Origin of the sequence: Klebsiella sp. D-Nf1, from assembly GCF_002810515.1 — a bacterium.
GTDB classification, from domain to species: Bacteria; Pseudomonadota; Gammaproteobacteria; order Enterobacterales; family Enterobacteriaceae; genus Klebsiella; species Klebsiella variicola.
The window spans coordinates 474,573-487,714 of record NZ_PIOK01000001.1; the positions used below are offsets into that span (position 1 = coordinate 474,573).

A 13,142-nucleotide genomic window follows, 5' to 3' on the forward strand; every position below is an offset into this window, starting at 1 on the left:
TTCATGACGGCCACTGGATTCGTCGGTATCGTATTTTTATGAGAGCTGGACGTTGTTTGCATCATGATATGTTGGCTTACGAGGCATTAGTTCTTAGGATCTCGGATTTCTAAGTATCCCTTGGGCTGTCTTCAACGCCGTTTCTGCTCCATCTTTCAGAATTGCCATCAACTCACTTACAGAGGCGTTTTGCAACCGCTCCCAGATATCCTCGTCAACCCGCCTTAATGTTGTTAAGGTCTGATATGGTCGTTCAACTCCCTATGGGAGATCATCATGTTTGTTTGTCCCTACTGCGGCGCAAACGCCCGCACCCGCACCAGCCGCCGGTTAAGCGAGTTCACCATCCGGCAATACCATCAATGCCAGAACCTTGAATGCAGCGAGTCATTCACGACACTTAACACCGTAGAGCGCAGAGTAACGAAGCGCTCAACCAGCGCAGATCCTTTGCCGCCAGGATTTATCCCCGGCGACGCTTTCCCGGCTTCTCATTACGGGAACCGTCAACTTAGTCTTGCGGTATAAAAATAGCCCCCTGGAAAGGGGGCTATTCTTGTCAATGTGGTCGATATGTGGACATTTTTGAAATAAATCCTTTTATTTCAATTTATTAAATCCCAAAAAAAAGCCCCGTCGGGGGCGACGGGGAAAAACTCATTGATTATGGAATGATCTGTTCTCTGGTCAGTTCGAGAACAGGGGCTACTCTACGGGGGAAAAGTGCAGGCAAGATGGAGAAAACGTGGAGATTCAGGCTAAAATCCCCGGGCATTCAGGAAAGGGAGGAACGATGAAAAAGTTACTGGCTATTCTGCCACTGGTATTAGCCGGCTGTACCCAGCCGCAGTCCACCGCGCCGACGAAAACCATCGGCATGGCCAATCCCGCGGCGGTGTACTGTCAGCAATCCGGCGGTACCCGGGTGCCGGTGCAAACGCCGCAGGGCGTTAGCACCCAGTGCAAACTACCCAGCGGCGAAACCCTCGACGAGTGGGCGCTGTGGCGTCGGGATCATCCGACTAAATCGTAACCGGCAGGGCCGCCAGCCAGGCGGCCAGCACCCGGGCATGATTCTGCTCGGTGTTCTTCGCAGCGTACAGCAGCGTCAACGGCTGGCGCTGCGCCAGCGCCGCCAGCCGCAGGCCCGTTTCACGATGGGCGTCGAGCTCCTGGCGATAGCGCTGGCTGAAGTGGGCGAAATCGATCGCCTCGCCGTGAAAGGCTTTTCGCAGCTCAGCGGAAGGCGTTAACGCCTTACACCATTCATCACAGGCCAGCGCCTCTTTTTTAATCCCCCGCGGCCAGAGACGGTCGACCAGCACCCGGTAGCCGTCGCTGCTTTCCTGCGGGTCATACACCCGTTTACATTGAATCATCATCCTGCTCCCTCTGTGCCATCCAGGCGAGCAACTGCGGGATTTGCCCGTCGGAAAATACCGTGATGCCGTGGGCGCGCAGCAGATCGGCCGCGACCCCGGCGCCCGCTTTGCGTCGTCCGCGAAAAGAACCGTCATAGACAAACTGGCTGCCGCAGGTAGGGCTGCCATCGGTGAGTAACGCTGCCTGACAGCCCGCTTCCCGGGCGGCGCTGAGCGCCAGCCAGGCGGCCAGCTGGTAATGTCCCGTGACGTCGCGGCCGTCGCTTTCCACGATCCGCGCCCGCCCGGCAAGTACATCTCCGCCGGCGCCGCCGACGATCTCCGCCGGCAGACGGGGCGTGGACAGACCGGCCGCCAGTTCCGGGCAGTGGATCACCAGCCGTCCCGTCTGCTGCCAGCGGGACAGGGTCGTCGCCAGATGTGCCTTCTCGCTACCGTTATACCGCACCTGGAATCCCATTAGGCAGGCGCTGACCAAAAGCTTACTTTTCATCCTCTCTCCCTTTCGCGCTTGCTCCAGTATACCTTACCCGCCGGCGGGGGCGGTGGGGCGAAAATAAGGATTGTGTTCCACAGGAGGGATCGCTATCCTGACGTGCCTTGTGCTGCTCGTCTCGTCCAGACATAAGGAACCTGCTATGAAAACCCCTTTACGCCTCGCCCTCGTCGGCGATTATCACCCCGATATTGTTGCCCATCAGGCCATTCCCCTGGCGATAGACGATGCTGCCGCCGTGCTGGAGCAGCCGGTGAAATATGACTGGCTCGCCACCCCGTCGATTGTCTCCGGCGAGGCGCTGGCCGAGTACGATGCCATCTGGGTCGTTCCCGGTAGCCCGTATCGTCATCCGGAGGGGGCCTTTACCGCGATCCGCTATGCCCGCGAAAACGGCATCCCTTTCCTCGGCACCTGCGGCGGCTTTCAGCACGCGGTGATTGAATACGCCCGTAACGTGCTCGGCTGGCAGGATGCTGGTCATGCGGAAACTGACAACGAAGGGCGGATGGTGATCGCTCCCCTCAGCTGTTCGCTGGTGGAGACCTCCGCCGTCGTCGAGCTGCGGGCGAATACGCTGATTGCCCGCGCCTATGGCCGGGAGAGCATTGAAGAGGGCTACCACTGCCGGTACGGGGTGGACAGCGCGTTTGCCGGAGAGCTGGAACAGGGCGATCTGCGCGTCACCGGCTGGGATGAAGAGGGTGAGATCCGCGCCGTCGAGCTGGTGACGCACCCGTTTTTTGTCGCCACGTTGTTCCAGCATGAACGCCACGCGCTGGATGGGCGTCCTTCGCCGCTGGTACAGGCGCTGCTGCGCGCCGCGGCACAATAAACCCACCGGCAGCGGGCGCTGCCGGTCATCTTCAGGAATGGATTTCCCGGTCACGTCCGGCGAGGGCGCCGCAGACCGCCATCACCAGCGAAATCAGCGCCACCGCCAGCAGCGGAATATGCCAGTCGCCATTGGCATCGTGGATCCTGCCCATCAGCGGCGGCCCGCAGGCGGCCAGCAGATAGCCGACGCTCTGCGCCATCCCTGACAGCGCCGCGGCCTGGTGCGCCGAGCTGGCGCGCAGGCCGATAAACGTCAGGCCGAGGATCATGGTAGCTCCGGAGCCAAAGCCGAACAGCAGCGTCCAGCCGATCGCCAGCCCTGGCAGCAGCCACAGCCCGGCGGCGCTGATGGCGCACATCAGGGCGACCAGCACCGCGATCCCGCGCTGGTCGCGCAGCCGATGCAGGATCAACGGTATCGCCAGACCGGGCGCGGCGGTCGCCAGCTGCAGCAGGCCATGCAGCGAGCCGGCCTGCGCTTCGCTATAGCCCATACTCTGCAGAATCGACGGCAGCCAGCCGATAATCACGTAATAGACCAGCGAGTTGATGCCGAGGAACAGCGTCACCTGCCAGGCCAGCGCCGACCGCCAGATCCCCCGGTTGTGCATGGCGCCTGAGCCGGTCAATGGCGCCTCCGCCCGGCGCCGGGACTGCGGCTGCCAGCTGAGGATCGCCAGCAGCGGGAAGATCATCAGCAGCAACAGCGCGCCACGCCAGCCGAATCCGGCCATCGCCACAGGAACCACCAGCGCCGAGCCGAGCGCCGCCGCCGCACCCATCGTCAGGGAATAGGCGCCGGTCATCCGCGCGACATGCTGCGAGAAATCCCGTTTAATCAGTCCGGGCAGCAGGACATTGCCCAGCGCAATACCGCAGCCGATCACCGCCGTGCCGATAAACAGCAGTGCAGCGGAGGGCAGGGAGCGCAGGGCAATGCCGGCGCAGATCAGCAGCATCGCCAGCAGCAGGCTGCGCTCCATGCCGAACCGGCGGGCAACCCCTGCCGCCAGCGGCGAGACAAGGCCAAAGGCCAGCAGCGGCAGGGTAGTGAGCAACCCGGTCTGCGCGGTGGTCAGGCTATAGTCGCTACGAATCGCGTCCAGCAGCGGCGCCGCGCCGGTAAAGACCACGCGCAGGGTGGTGGCGATGAGCAAGATACCGGCAATCAGCAGCGCGGGGCGGCGGCCGGTAGAGGAGATCACAGAAGACATATCATTCTCAAGGTAACTAACGAGGGGGTTACGATAGCGACTTTGTCTCCTGTTTAAATCAAGCTAAAATGACAGATTATCGCTAATATCGGACAACATGATGATCGGACTGGGTCTGGATGGTTATGAACCGGACAGTGGCCACGAATCGGCCATTGCCTTTCGTATTCAGGTGGTGGAGGCGGAGCAGTATATTCCGGCGCATTCCCACCGTAAGGGGCAGCTGATCCTCGCCCTGCACGGCGCCTTGACCTGCGAGGTGGAGAACGCGATGTGGATGGTGCCGCCGCAGTATGCGGTGTGGGTCCCGGGACAGCTTTCCCACAGTAACCGCGCCACCCCCGGCGCCCAGGTGTGCTTCCTGTTCATCGAGCCGGGCGCCGCGCCGATGCCGGATCGCTGCTGTACGTTGAAGATTTCTCCGCTGGTGCGTGAGCTGATCCTCACCCTGGCGGAACGCGGCGGGGAGTCGCTGGCCGCCCCTGCCACGGCCCGGCTGGTGCAGGTTCTGTTTGATGAGCTGCCCCGGCAGCCGCAGGAGCACCTGCAGCTGCCGGTATCAAACCACCCGAAAATTCGTCAGATGGTGACGATGATGGCCGAGGATCCGGCGCGCTGGCAGACCCTGAGCCAGTGGGCGGCGGTGTTTGCGATGAGCGAGCGCAATCTGGCCCGCCTGGTGGTGCGTGAAACGGGGCTGAGCTTTCGCCGCTGGCGCCATCAGCTGCAGCTGATCCTCGCGCTGCAGCTGCTGATCCGCGGGCAAACGGTGCAGCAAACGGCTCAGGCGCTGGGCTACGACTCCACCACCGCCTTCATCACTATGTTTAAAAAAGGGCTCGGACAGACGCCGGGCCGCTATCACGGCAGCCTGGCTACGACTTCCCAATAAACAATGAGATGATCCCGGCGGCAATCAGCGGCCCGACCGGGACGCCGCGAAACAGGGCGACGCCGAGTACCGTGCCGACCAGCAGCCCGGCTACCAGATGCGGCTGGGTGCCCATCAGCGCTACGCCGCGACCGCCGAGCCACGAAACAAACACCCCGACCGCAATCGCCAGCAGTGATTTCCAGTTCATAAAGGAGTGGATCAGCGTCGAGGGCGGCAGCGTACCGCTGGCGATAGGCGCCATCACGCCGATGGTTAAAATAATGATCCCGACGGTCAGCCCCTGTTTCTCAATCCAGGGAAAGAAGGTATTCAGCGGTGTGACGCGCACGATAATCAGCACGAGGATGGAGATCGCTACGGTGGTGTTATGGCTGATAAAGCCGAGCGCCGCCAGACCCAGCAGGATCAACAGGGTGGTATCAAACATGTACAGAGGTCCTTGCCAAAAAAAGAAAGCCAAAAAATATCCCGCTTACTCTACGCATCGTGGCGTGAATAAACAGGATTTTTACGCCATGCGGCGAAAATCAGGGCGGATGCCCGGTTAGCTAAGGCGGCGAAAGGTCGCGATCTCCGGTCGGGCGATATGTAAATAATCCTCGGTATCGAGAATGATCGACCGATCCAGGCGTCCGGCGTTAAAGGCGATTTGTGGAAAGCGCTCAAACAGCAGCGGGTCGGCCACCAGCCGCAGCGCCGGATGGAAGCTGAAGGGGGGAATGGCGCCGAACACGCAGGCGGTGAGGGCATCCACTTCCGCCGGACTGGCCAGCGAGGCTTTGCTGCCGCCGATATGCCGGGCCAGGCTGGCGAGATCGGCCTGCTGATCGGCGGCGAGGATCGCCAGCACATGCTGGTTGACGCCGTTTCCTTTTACTTTACAGACTAGCGCTTTTGCGCCCTGGCCAAGCGCGGTGCCGCGGATCGCCGAGACGGCTTCGCACTGGCCGACCGCGTCGTGCGCCATCACCCGGTAGCGCGCCTGGTGTTCGTCGAGCAGCGCACACAGCCGCTGGTGGATATTACCTTCTACTGCTTCAAGCATAGCGTCCTCCTGACATCATCAAGCAGCCAGCTTAGCGCTGTTGTGTCAGCCTGCCAACGGTGGGCCGGGAAATTCACCATTCGCTCATTATTGCTTCACAGTGCTGTGGTGCAATCTCGCAGGCGCAGCAGATGAGTTTTGTAAATAAAAAAAAGAATGATTTTCATTTTCAATCGAACTTTTTTTATTTCGCTCAGTCTCTATCGGACGACACAGAATATTAATAATTGCCGTAATGAGGTTAGGATGATGCACGATGCAACCATGCAGGGTTCCCCACGCAAGAAGTTTAATAAAATAAGGGAGCTCAACAGACGGCGGAATTACTTTACTAAGAAAGTACGTAATGCCCTGCGGGTGGGAGTGGCGAAAGCGCTCTGGGACCGCCGACGCCGTCAGCCGGTGGATTTGTCGTCCGCGAAAACTGTCTTACTCATGCGCAATGAGGGGGCGGTCGGCGATGTGGTGGTGGATTCCGCGCTGGTAAAATGCCTGCATCAGTCAGGTTATATCGTTGATTTTCTACTGACGACCTCTAACAGCCAGGTGATGCGCTATAACCCGCGGATCCGCCATATTTATGAAGCTGAGCCGGTCAATTCCGCTGACTTTTTGCGTAAATTTAACCATAACGTTCCCCGCGACGTCATTAATGAACTGGCTAATAATAAGTACGATATTATTATTGACCCTTCGCTGTTCGATATTCCCGTGCATCGCCTGCGGCTTTTCCGACAAATAAAAGCCAAATCAGTGCTCGGGTTTAATAAATGGCCATCGATTAAACACTACTCTCATTCTTTTGATTTTGACTGCCAGCACTGGCACGTGACGAAAACGTTCGCGTTGATCGCCGACTATCTCAAACTGGACACTCGCGGTCTGGACACTTACGACCTGGCGGTGCCCGCGCCGATTACGCAGGAGGTGGCGCAGTATCTGGCGTCGCTGAGCGGAAAAGCGGTGGTGATTAATATTTTTGCCGGCCATGCCGACCGGAGTCTCTCCCAGACGCAGCTGGCCGAACTGCTCGACAAGCTGCGGGCTCGCCATCCGGGGCTGGCGGTTATTCTGCTCGATCATCGGCGTGAGATCCGCATCCCGCTGCCGCCGGAGGTGGTGATTAATCCGTTTAACACGCTGCACCATGCGATGGCGCTGATTGCCCAGGCGGAGCTGATTATCTCCCCGGACACCTCGGTGGTGCATATGGCGGCGGCGTGGAACAAACCGCTGATCGCGGTCTATAAGGACGTTCTGCTCAATAACCGGCTGTGGGCCCCGGGCTATGACAACGCCAGACAGATCATTGTTAAATGCGGGAAGGTCCATCAGCATCGCGAGCTGGTGGATCGGATGATGGCGGCGCTACCGGAGACGCTGTGAGGGCGATGAGGGGAGGTTGGTAGGGCTCACCTGCTGGCCGTATGCAAGAGCCAGCAGGTGAGCGAAGGTTGCATTGCCAGTCTGCAACCGCCGCTATTGTACTGTTTCCCGCTGCTCTGCCACATCCGGGAAAGCTCTTAAAGAGATGGCCGCCGCCAACGACGGGCGGCATCACTCTTCAGTGAGCCACATATCCGCTTCTTCAAACATCTCCTGCACCGTACGGCTGATCAGCTCTTTTTCATGCTTGCTGGCGTCGGTGTTGATCGCCGGCAGCGTCATCATCGGCTTCACCCGCACTTCCGCTTCCGGGAAAATGCGCTGCATGCGTTTGGTCAGTTCGTTAAGAATGGCCTCTCTGGCACCCGGCAGCCCGGCAAAATTGCGCTTGTCATAAATCAGTTCCACAAACATCTTCTGTCCTCTGTATGCTGATCGCGGGCGATAGTTTTACTGTATTAATGTACAGTGTCAAGTGAATGCGCGGTGCTGCTCATCCGCAACCTCGCGCGGGAGACGGGCTGCGCGCAAAAGCAGCACCTCGTCCGCCGGCGGTCAGGCAGGCCTCATTGACGAGCGGAGGGGATTTCCGCGCTGCAAAGGCGTTATCGCTGATTGCGTAGGCCTGGTAAACGCAGTGACCTTCACCCGAAGCGATGTCATTACCTGCGTACATTCATTTCGCGACGGGTAGGTCTGAATATCGGGTGGTGTAAGCCGGGGAAAGCATTTCACGCTTCATCGCCCAGGATTTTTCGATCCCCTGACCGGCAAACCAGACCTTTCCTTTCCCGGATTGATTTAATTGGTCGATAACGTCCATTAACGCAGCACTATTTTTGCGCGGAGCGTTATCGTCAAATAAGTTTAGCTGCGCTATGCCATTACTGAAGAAATCAGCAAGCATAACACCGGCTTTCATATATCGATAACCATCAATCCAAATTCTCTGCAGGCAGTTTGTGGCACAATTTATAATGTCACGGGTATCATTAGACGGCGTTAATAGCTTCATTGACGCTTGGTTGCCATAATATTTTTCATTAACGGCGTGCGGACTCGTCCGGACAAATACGCTAACGAAGCGGCAAAATTGATGCTCAGTGCGTAATTTTTCTGCTGCTCGCTCAGCATAGGCGCAAATGGCTTGATGCATATCTGAATACTGCGTTACCCGGTTGCCAAAAGAGCGACTACAAATAATCTGTTGTTTTGTTGGGGAAAATTCTTGTAGCTCAAAACATGGCTCACCACGCAGTTCGCGAACGGTCCTTTCCAGCACCACATTGAAGTGCTTTTTTATGACCCATAATGAGCTTTCAGCCAGATCCAGAGCGGTATTAATACCCATTAAATTAAGTTTTTTACTCATTTTTCGCCCAACGCCCCAGACCTCTTCAACAGGGACAAGGGCGAGTAGCCTGCGTTGGCGCACAATATTGGATAAGTCGACAACGCCGCCCGTGCCGCGCCATGTCTTGGCGGCATGGTTAGCGAGCTTGGCTAATGTCTTGGTTTGCGCAATACCTACGCCCACCGTTAAGCCAGTATTTTTCAATACGTTAGTTCTTATTTCATGGCCGAAGGTGGATAAGGGGACGCAATTCATTACTCCGGATAAATTAATAAAGGCTTCATCGATGGAGTAGATTTCTATTGATGGAGACATTGCCGTGAGCGTTTGCATAACACGGTCACTGAGGTCGGCATAAAGCGCATAGTTAGAACTGAAAAAATGAACACTGGAATAATAAGGGTTATTTTTTATTTTAAAGAAAGGCTCACCATTTTTTATACCGAGGGATTTTGCCTCGGCTGAGCGAGAAATAATGCAACCATCATTATTGGACACGACCACAATAGGCTTTCCCTTTAAATCAGGGCGAAAAACCGTTTCACAAGAAGTATAGAAGTTATTGACATCGACGAGGGCAAACATAATTATTTATGCGCTTTAATGCTAAAAATGACCACGCCAAATATTTCTAATTCTTCGGCATTATGAAACGAAATGGAAGCGTAATCGCGATTGTGCGGCACTAGCTGTAAAAAAGGATGAGTGCGAAGTTCTTTCACGGTGAATTCACCTGCGATAGCCGCAATGACGATATCACCATGGACGGCAGACAGTGAGCGGTCAACCACTAAAAGGTCTCCATCACTGATGCCGGCATCACGCATAGACTCTCCGCTGACTTTGATGAAGTAAGTAGCACTCGGATGTTTTATCAATAATTTATTGAGATCCAGCCTGTCCTCAACATAATCCTGAGCGGGGCTGGGAAATCCACAGGGCACCCTCTCGGAGAAGAGGGGGAGCATGAGTGGGGGCGAAATCTCAGTTGGCCGAGTAAACTGCATGGTATCGATCCTCGAATACTGTTTTTATATACAGTATTATTGAATGTACTGATGGATCAAGGCGCATGTGACGTTGTTTTTATAACTGCATGAATATAATGATGATTTATGTAAAGCATGCCATGTGGTGTTGTTGCTGAACTGCCATCGCTGTGTAGCGCGACCAGTACGCCAACGTTGACGTTTGCCCGGTAAGACGACCGCGGTATTACATGGAGCATGATCGACTCTTTTTTCACCCTCTCTTCGGTATTTAATGTTATTGAGAAGACAATAAGATATGAGAATATCTCATTAAAATTTATTTATAAAATATTGTCGCCTTTACCTTACAGAATAAATAAACATTATTTATTTTAACTAAAACGGCTTGACAAATTTGAGGTTGAGGATAACTTTGAGCAAGTGCTCTAATTTATCGTCATCATCTGCGGGATCCAAAAGTGATACGCTGTGATTAACCATGACACTACATAACCAGGGGATCTACTGACATGAAAATTTTTTTCCAGGGCACCAGACTTAAAAAAGCAAAAATACTAACGGTTGCCTTTTCTTTCGCCTTTTTCACCGCATCGGTGCTGGCAAAGCCCTCGCAATCAGAGAGTTATAATGTCGCCGTTTATCGCGGGGAGGCCGGGTGCCCGGGTTGTTCTGAAATGGTGGTAAAATCGCTGGTCGCGACAGGTCTGCCTCTGCACATTTCTTATGTTGGTGAAAAAGAAAAGCTGAAATTAAATGCACAAACACTGAAAAAATTCGATCTCTATATTCAACCTGGCGGCGGTCAGGATATACCCGGATCTTATCAAGCCCTGGGTGATGAAGGGGCAGAGGCTATCCGTAATTTTGTGAAAAGTGGCAAATCCTTTCTTGGTCTTTGTATGGGGGCCTATCTTGCCGACAAAGACTGGATAGGGCTTATTGATGCGCCTTTAGAGTCAGAGGTGGGGAGACCCGGTTCGCAGGCCGTTGATGAAGGCGATTATACCCTGCAACTGACATGGAATAATAAACAAGAGCCTTTTTACTACCAGGATGGGCCTTATCTCAACAGTAGTATCTCAAGTACTGGATTCCAGCCGATCGCTTACTACAAGAATGGAGATATCGCCATTGGTAAGTACCGGTATGGCAAGGGAAACATCATCCTGTCAGGTCCGCATCCTGAAGCCGATGAGACCTGGATAGACAGCACTGCGCCAGGAAATACGACGGCAGAAAGTAAAATGCAGCGTATTTTAAGTTATCTCAATATAAAAAAGAGTTAACTGATACGGTACTTTGCTTCACCCACTCAGAAATCCTTTTTAAGGATTTTAAAGGCAAGCTCAGATATTTCATTAAGAAAAATGCTGCGTCTGTCTTCTGAATAATCGAGGATCAGCAAGCTGGAATACCCATCAATTAATGTGTTTATTTGTCTGGCTGAGGTAGCGGCGTTTTCCGCAAGGAACTCGCCTTCCTGCATCCCTACGCTAATGATGCCTTCAAGAATAGTGATCCATTGCAGGGAGTGATCGTGCACTAATTTAGCATAATCCGCATCGCGTGCTGCCATTGGCCATAGTTCAAGGTAGAGCAGCCAGTGTGCCGAAGGTGCATCGGGTAACAGCGTTCTAATATAGAGGTTTACTCTTTCACTAGCGCTCATTTTTTCTGACGCGTTTAAAAACGCATGACATTCTTGTATGTCATTTTCAAACATATACTGAATAGTGGATTTCTTGAGCGTTTCCCAGTCTCGATAATAGTGATAGATATGACTTCTGGAAATATTCATTTTTTGCGTCAAATCACGGGTTGAGACATTGCTAAACCCTTTTTCTCTGAACAGTTGTAGCGCTGCTATTTTTATCAACTCAGAAAAATTGGCCGTTTTCAATATTTCAACCTTAATCACTATCCATTAAAGCGCGAACTATATCATAATTTCTGAAACCTTGCACGTGTTCAACATTCGGGGATAGCTGTTAGCATTATGTTTTATATAGGATTAACCAAATAACGAAAATCTATTTTGTGGGTCTGGTATAAATTCAGCTGCAAGGAGTTCGCTTTATTATTAGCTATGCGCAGGATGCTATTCCTGCCGCGTGCGGTGGTGGCCGCAACGGTGGAGTGGAAAACCGGGAAAGAGAACGTCGCGATTACCCGGTGAGCTATCATGATGACAACGTGCTTATCGGCAAGGTAGGCGATAAGCACGGCATTTTTCAGACCGAGCGTGGTTTGCCGCCGCGTGGGTAGCCGCTGCGCCACCACACGCTTTTAACGCAATTGCGCGCAGGCGCCCGCTATCCGCTGGCAGGCTTGGGTTAGCAGGCCATCTTCTATCGCATACGCAATACGCAAATACCCCGGCATTCCAAACGCGGAGCCGTGTAAAACGGCCACCTGGGTTTGTTCTAATAGCCAGTTCGCCAGCGCGCTGTCGTTGCGAAGGATTTCGCCGCCAGGGGTCATCCGGCCCATGAGCGCCTGGCAGTTAGCAAACACATAGAATGCCCCCTGGGGAGCGGTGGCGCTCAGGCCATCGGTGGCGGCAATCATTCCCAGCACCTGCTGGCGGCGTTTATCTAACACGTTGAGCCAGCCGTCGAAGAAATTGGCTGAGTGGTTAAGCGCTGCGACCGCCGCAGCCTGCGAAATACTGCTGGGGTTGGAGGTGCTTTGTGATTGCAGGATCTGCATGGCGGCAATCAGCCATTGCGGCCCTCCCGCATAGCCCAAGCGCCAGCCGGTCATGGCGTGGCTTTTGGACACACCGTTTACCGTCAGGGTACGCGAAACCATCTGCGGGGCGGCCTGGGCAAAAGTGGTAAAAGGGATATTGTCATAGCGCAGCGGCTCGTAAATATCGTCGGCCATCACCAGCACCTGTGGGTAATCCGCCAGCACCGCAGCCAGGGCACGCAGTTCCTGCTCGCTGTAAATCGCCCCAGTCGGGTTGCCCGGCGAGTTGAGGATCAGCCAGCGCGTTGATGGGGTGAGGGCGGCGGCCAGTTGTTGTGGCGTCAGCTTCCAGCCGTTTTGTTCATCACAGGGCACAATCACCGGTTCGCCATCGGCCAGAGAGACCATATCCGGATACGAGACCCAGTAGGGGGCGGGAATGATGACCTGCTGCCCGGCGTCGAGGGTGGCCAGAAAAGCATTGAAAATAAGCTGCTTGGCGCCACTGCCTGCGATGATCTCTTGCGGACGGTAATGCAACTGATTGTCGCGAGCGAACTTGGCGGCAATGGCCTCCTTTAACGCGGCGGTGCCGGAAACGGCGGTATACTTAGTCTGATGATGCACGATCGCTTCAATTCCCGCATAGCAGATATGGGCCGGGGTAGCAAAATCCAGTTCTCCTTCGCCCAGGTTGATAACCGGCTTGCCTGCGGCTTCCAGTGCCCGTACCTGGTCAGAAATGACCGCTGTCGGTGAAGGGCGTACAGATTGCATACGACGGGCGATTTGACTGTTATTCATAAATCCTCTTTTGTATCTAATGATTCAATTAATACAATTAGGTCCC

Annotated in this window: 16 protein-coding genes and 1 pseudogene; 6 read left to right on the plus strand and 11 right to left on the minus strand. The window is 54.7% G+C overall.

Annotated features, from left to right (window positions below; genetic code table 11):
* Positions 1–276: 276 nt before the first annotated feature.
* Positions 277–528, plus strand: a complete 252-nt coding sequence (locus tag CWM54_RS02280) for an ogr/Delta-like zinc finger family protein (protein ID WP_004216467.1) — start codon at positions 277–279, stop codon at positions 526–528.
* A 265-nt stretch (positions 529–793) separates the two neighbouring features.
* Complete coding sequence (locus CWM54_RS02285) at positions 794–1,033, plus strand: DUF333 domain-containing protein (RefSeq protein ID WP_074386263.1); 240 nt, start codon at positions 794–796, stop codon at positions 1,031–1,033.
* Here the strand turns inward: CWM54_RS02285 and CWM54_RS02290 are convergent.
* Together CWM54_RS02290 and CWM54_RS02295 are read right to left on the minus strand one after the other, a co-directional pair.
* Positions 1,023–1,361 carry a DUF488 domain-containing protein gene (locus CWM54_RS02290; protein WP_075203370.1) on the minus strand — a complete coding sequence of 113 codons (339 nt, stop codon included), beginning with the start codon at positions 1,359–1,361 and terminating at the stop codon, positions 1,023–1,025. The two genes, CWM54_RS02285 and CWM54_RS02290, sit on opposite strands and share 11 nt — an antisense overlap.
* A 4-nt stretch (positions 1,362–1,365) precedes the next feature.
* Complete coding sequence (locus CWM54_RS02295; RefSeq protein ID WP_061154986.1) at positions 1,366–1,875, minus strand: DUF523 domain-containing protein; 510 nt, start codon at positions 1,873–1,875, stop codon at positions 1,366–1,368.
* Positions 1,876–2,020: 145 nt separating this feature from the next.
* Here CWM54_RS02295 and CWM54_RS02300 point away from each other — a divergent pair, with 145 nt between their 5' ends.
* On the plus strand, positions 2,021–2,713 hold the full coding sequence (locus CWM54_RS02300; RefSeq protein WP_100695794.1) for a CTP synthase: 693 nt from the start codon (positions 2,021–2,023) through the stop codon (positions 2,711–2,713).
* A 31-nt stretch (positions 2,714–2,744) separates the two neighbouring features.
* On the opposite strand, the gene CWM54_RS02305 is transcribed toward CWM54_RS02300, so the two are convergent.
* Positions 2,745–3,920 carry a CynX/NimT family MFS transporter gene (locus CWM54_RS02305; protein ID WP_165785908.1) on the minus strand — a complete coding sequence of 392 codons (1,176 nt, stop codon included), beginning with the start codon at positions 3,918–3,920 and terminating at the stop codon, positions 2,745–2,747.
* A gap of 106 nt (positions 3,921–4,026) precedes the next feature.
* On the opposite strand from CWM54_RS02305, the gene CWM54_RS02310 reads away from it, so the two are divergent.
* The gene (locus CWM54_RS02310; RefSeq protein ID WP_162677727.1) at positions 4,027–4,821 is read left to right on the plus strand and encodes an AraC family transcriptional regulator; all 795 of its coding nucleotides are present in this window, start codon (positions 4,027–4,029) and stop codon (positions 4,819–4,821) included.
* Here CWM54_RS02310 and CWM54_RS02315 read toward each other — a convergent pair.
* The 3 genes and pseudogenes from CWM54_RS02315 to CWM54_RS29140 all read right to left on the minus strand — a co-directional run bounded on the left by CWM54_RS02315 (position 4,805) and on the right by CWM54_RS29140 (position 6,124).
* Positions 4,805–5,251, minus strand: coding sequence for a DUF441 domain-containing protein (locus CWM54_RS02315; RefSeq protein ID WP_008807681.1), 447 nt, complete (start codon positions 5,249–5,251; stop codon positions 4,805–4,807). The genes CWM54_RS02310 and CWM54_RS02315 overlap by 17 nt on opposite strands.
* Before the next feature lie 117 nt (positions 5,252–5,368).
* On the minus strand, positions 5,369–5,869 hold the full coding sequence (locus CWM54_RS02320; RefSeq protein ID WP_008807680.1) for a YbaK/prolyl-tRNA synthetase associated domain-containing protein: 501 nt from the start codon (positions 5,867–5,869) through the stop codon (positions 5,369–5,371).
* 95 nt (positions 5,870–5,964) lie between these two features.
* Positions 5,965–6,124, minus strand: a pseudogene (locus CWM54_RS29140) (hypothetical protein).
* On the opposite strand from CWM54_RS29140, the gene CWM54_RS02325 reads away from it, so the two are divergent.
* Positions 6,119–7,255 (plus strand): glycosyltransferase family 9 protein, encoded by a 1,137-nt coding sequence (locus CWM54_RS02325; protein ID WP_165785705.1) that lies wholly within the window; start codon positions 6,119–6,121, stop codon positions 7,253–7,255. The pseudogene CWM54_RS29140 and the gene CWM54_RS02325 sit on opposite strands and share 6 nt — an antisense overlap.
* Positions 7,256–7,426: 171 nt before the next feature.
* On the opposite strand, the gene CWM54_RS02330 is transcribed toward CWM54_RS02325, so the two are convergent.
* The 3 genes from CWM54_RS02330 to umuD form a co-directional block, all read right to left on the minus strand.
* The gene (locus CWM54_RS02330) at positions 7,427–7,669 is read right to left on the minus strand and encodes a DinI family protein (protein ID WP_002901096.1); all 243 of its coding nucleotides are present in this window, start codon (positions 7,667–7,669) and stop codon (positions 7,427–7,429) included.
* 262 nt (positions 7,670–7,931) lie between these two features.
* Positions 7,932–9,194: a translesion error-prone DNA polymerase V subunit UmuC gene (gene umuC / locus CWM54_RS02335; RefSeq protein WP_100695798.1), complete on the minus strand. Its 1,263-nt coding sequence runs from the start codon at positions 9,192–9,194 to the stop codon at positions 7,932–7,934.
* Positions 9,195–9,196: 2 nt separating this feature from the next.
* Positions 9,197–9,616, minus strand: a complete 420-nt coding sequence (gene umuD, locus CWM54_RS02340; RefSeq protein ID WP_008807676.1) for a translesion error-prone DNA polymerase V autoproteolytic subunit — start codon at positions 9,614–9,616, stop codon at positions 9,197–9,199.
* Between the two features lie 494 nt (positions 9,617–10,110).
* Between umuD and CWM54_RS02345 the strand changes: the two genes are divergently transcribed.
* Positions 10,111–10,887: a BPL-N domain-containing protein gene (locus CWM54_RS02345; protein WP_100695800.1), complete on the plus strand. Its 777-nt coding sequence runs from the start codon at positions 10,111–10,113 to the stop codon at positions 10,885–10,887.
* Positions 10,888–10,913: 26 nt separating this feature from the next.
* On the opposite strand, the gene CWM54_RS02350 is transcribed toward CWM54_RS02345, so the two are convergent.
* Both CWM54_RS02350 and CWM54_RS02360 read right to left on the minus strand, forming a co-directional pair.
* Positions 10,914–11,501: a TetR/AcrR family transcriptional regulator gene (locus tag CWM54_RS02350; protein ID WP_022065835.1), complete on the minus strand. Its 588-nt coding sequence runs from the start codon at positions 11,499–11,501 to the stop codon at positions 10,914–10,916.
* Positions 11,502–11,887: 386 nt separating this feature from the next.
* Positions 11,888–13,096 (minus strand): pyridoxal phosphate-dependent aminotransferase, encoded by a 1,209-nt coding sequence (locus CWM54_RS02360; protein WP_100695804.1) that lies wholly within the window; start codon positions 13,094–13,096, stop codon positions 11,888–11,890.
* Positions 13,097–13,142: the final 46 nt, after the last annotated feature.

What these genes read in the sequence shown, in the direction of transcription:
- CWM54_RS02280 (WP_004216467.1), top strand. Translation starts at nt 277, where the DNA reads ATGTTTGTTTGTCCCTACTGCGGCGCAAACGCCCGCACCCGCACCAGC.
- CWM54_RS02285 (WP_074386263.1), top strand. Translation starts at nt 794, where the DNA reads ATGAAAAAGTTACTGGCTATTCTGCCACTGGTATTAGCCGGCTGTACC.
- CWM54_RS02295 (WP_061154986.1), bottom strand. Translation starts at nt 1,875, where the DNA reads ATGAAAAGTAAGCTTTTGGTCAGCGCCTGCCTAATGGGATTCCAGGTG.
- CWM54_RS02300 (WP_100695794.1), top strand. Translation starts at nt 2,021, where the DNA reads ATGAAAACCCCTTTACGCCTCGCCCTCGTCGGCGATTATCACCCCGAT.
- CWM54_RS02310 (WP_162677727.1), top strand. Translation starts at nt 4,027, where the DNA reads ATGATGATCGGACTGGGTCTGGATGGTTATGAACCGGACAGTGGCCAC.
- CWM54_RS02315 (WP_008807681.1), bottom strand. Translation starts at nt 5,251, where the DNA reads ATGTTTGATACCACCCTGTTGATCCTGCTGGGTCTGGCGGCGCTCGGC.
- CWM54_RS02320 (WP_008807680.1), bottom strand. Translation starts at nt 5,869, where the DNA reads ATGCTTGAAGCAGTAGAAGGTAATATCCACCAGCGGCTGTGTGCGCTG.
- CWM54_RS02325 (WP_165785705.1), top strand. Translation starts at nt 6,119, where the DNA reads ATGCACGATGCAACCATGCAGGGTTCCCCACGCAAGAAGTTTAATAAA.
- CWM54_RS02330 (WP_002901096.1), bottom strand. Translation starts at nt 7,669, where the DNA reads ATGTTTGTGGAACTGATTTATGACAAGCGCAATTTTGCCGGGCTGCCG.
- umuC (WP_100695798.1), bottom strand. Translation starts at nt 9,194, where the DNA reads ATGTTTGCCCTCGTCGATGTCAATAACTTCTATACTTCTTGTGAAACG.
- umuD (WP_008807676.1), bottom strand. Translation starts at nt 9,616, where the DNA reads ATGCAGTTTACTCGGCCAACTGAGATTTCGCCCCCACTCATGCTCCCC.
- CWM54_RS02345 (WP_100695800.1), top strand. Translation starts at nt 10,111, where the DNA reads ATGAAAATTTTTTTCCAGGGCACCAGACTTAAAAAAGCAAAAATACTA.
- CWM54_RS02360 (WP_100695804.1), bottom strand. Translation starts at nt 13,096, where the DNA reads ATGAATAACAGTCAAATCGCCCGTCGTATGCAATCTGTACGCCCTTCA.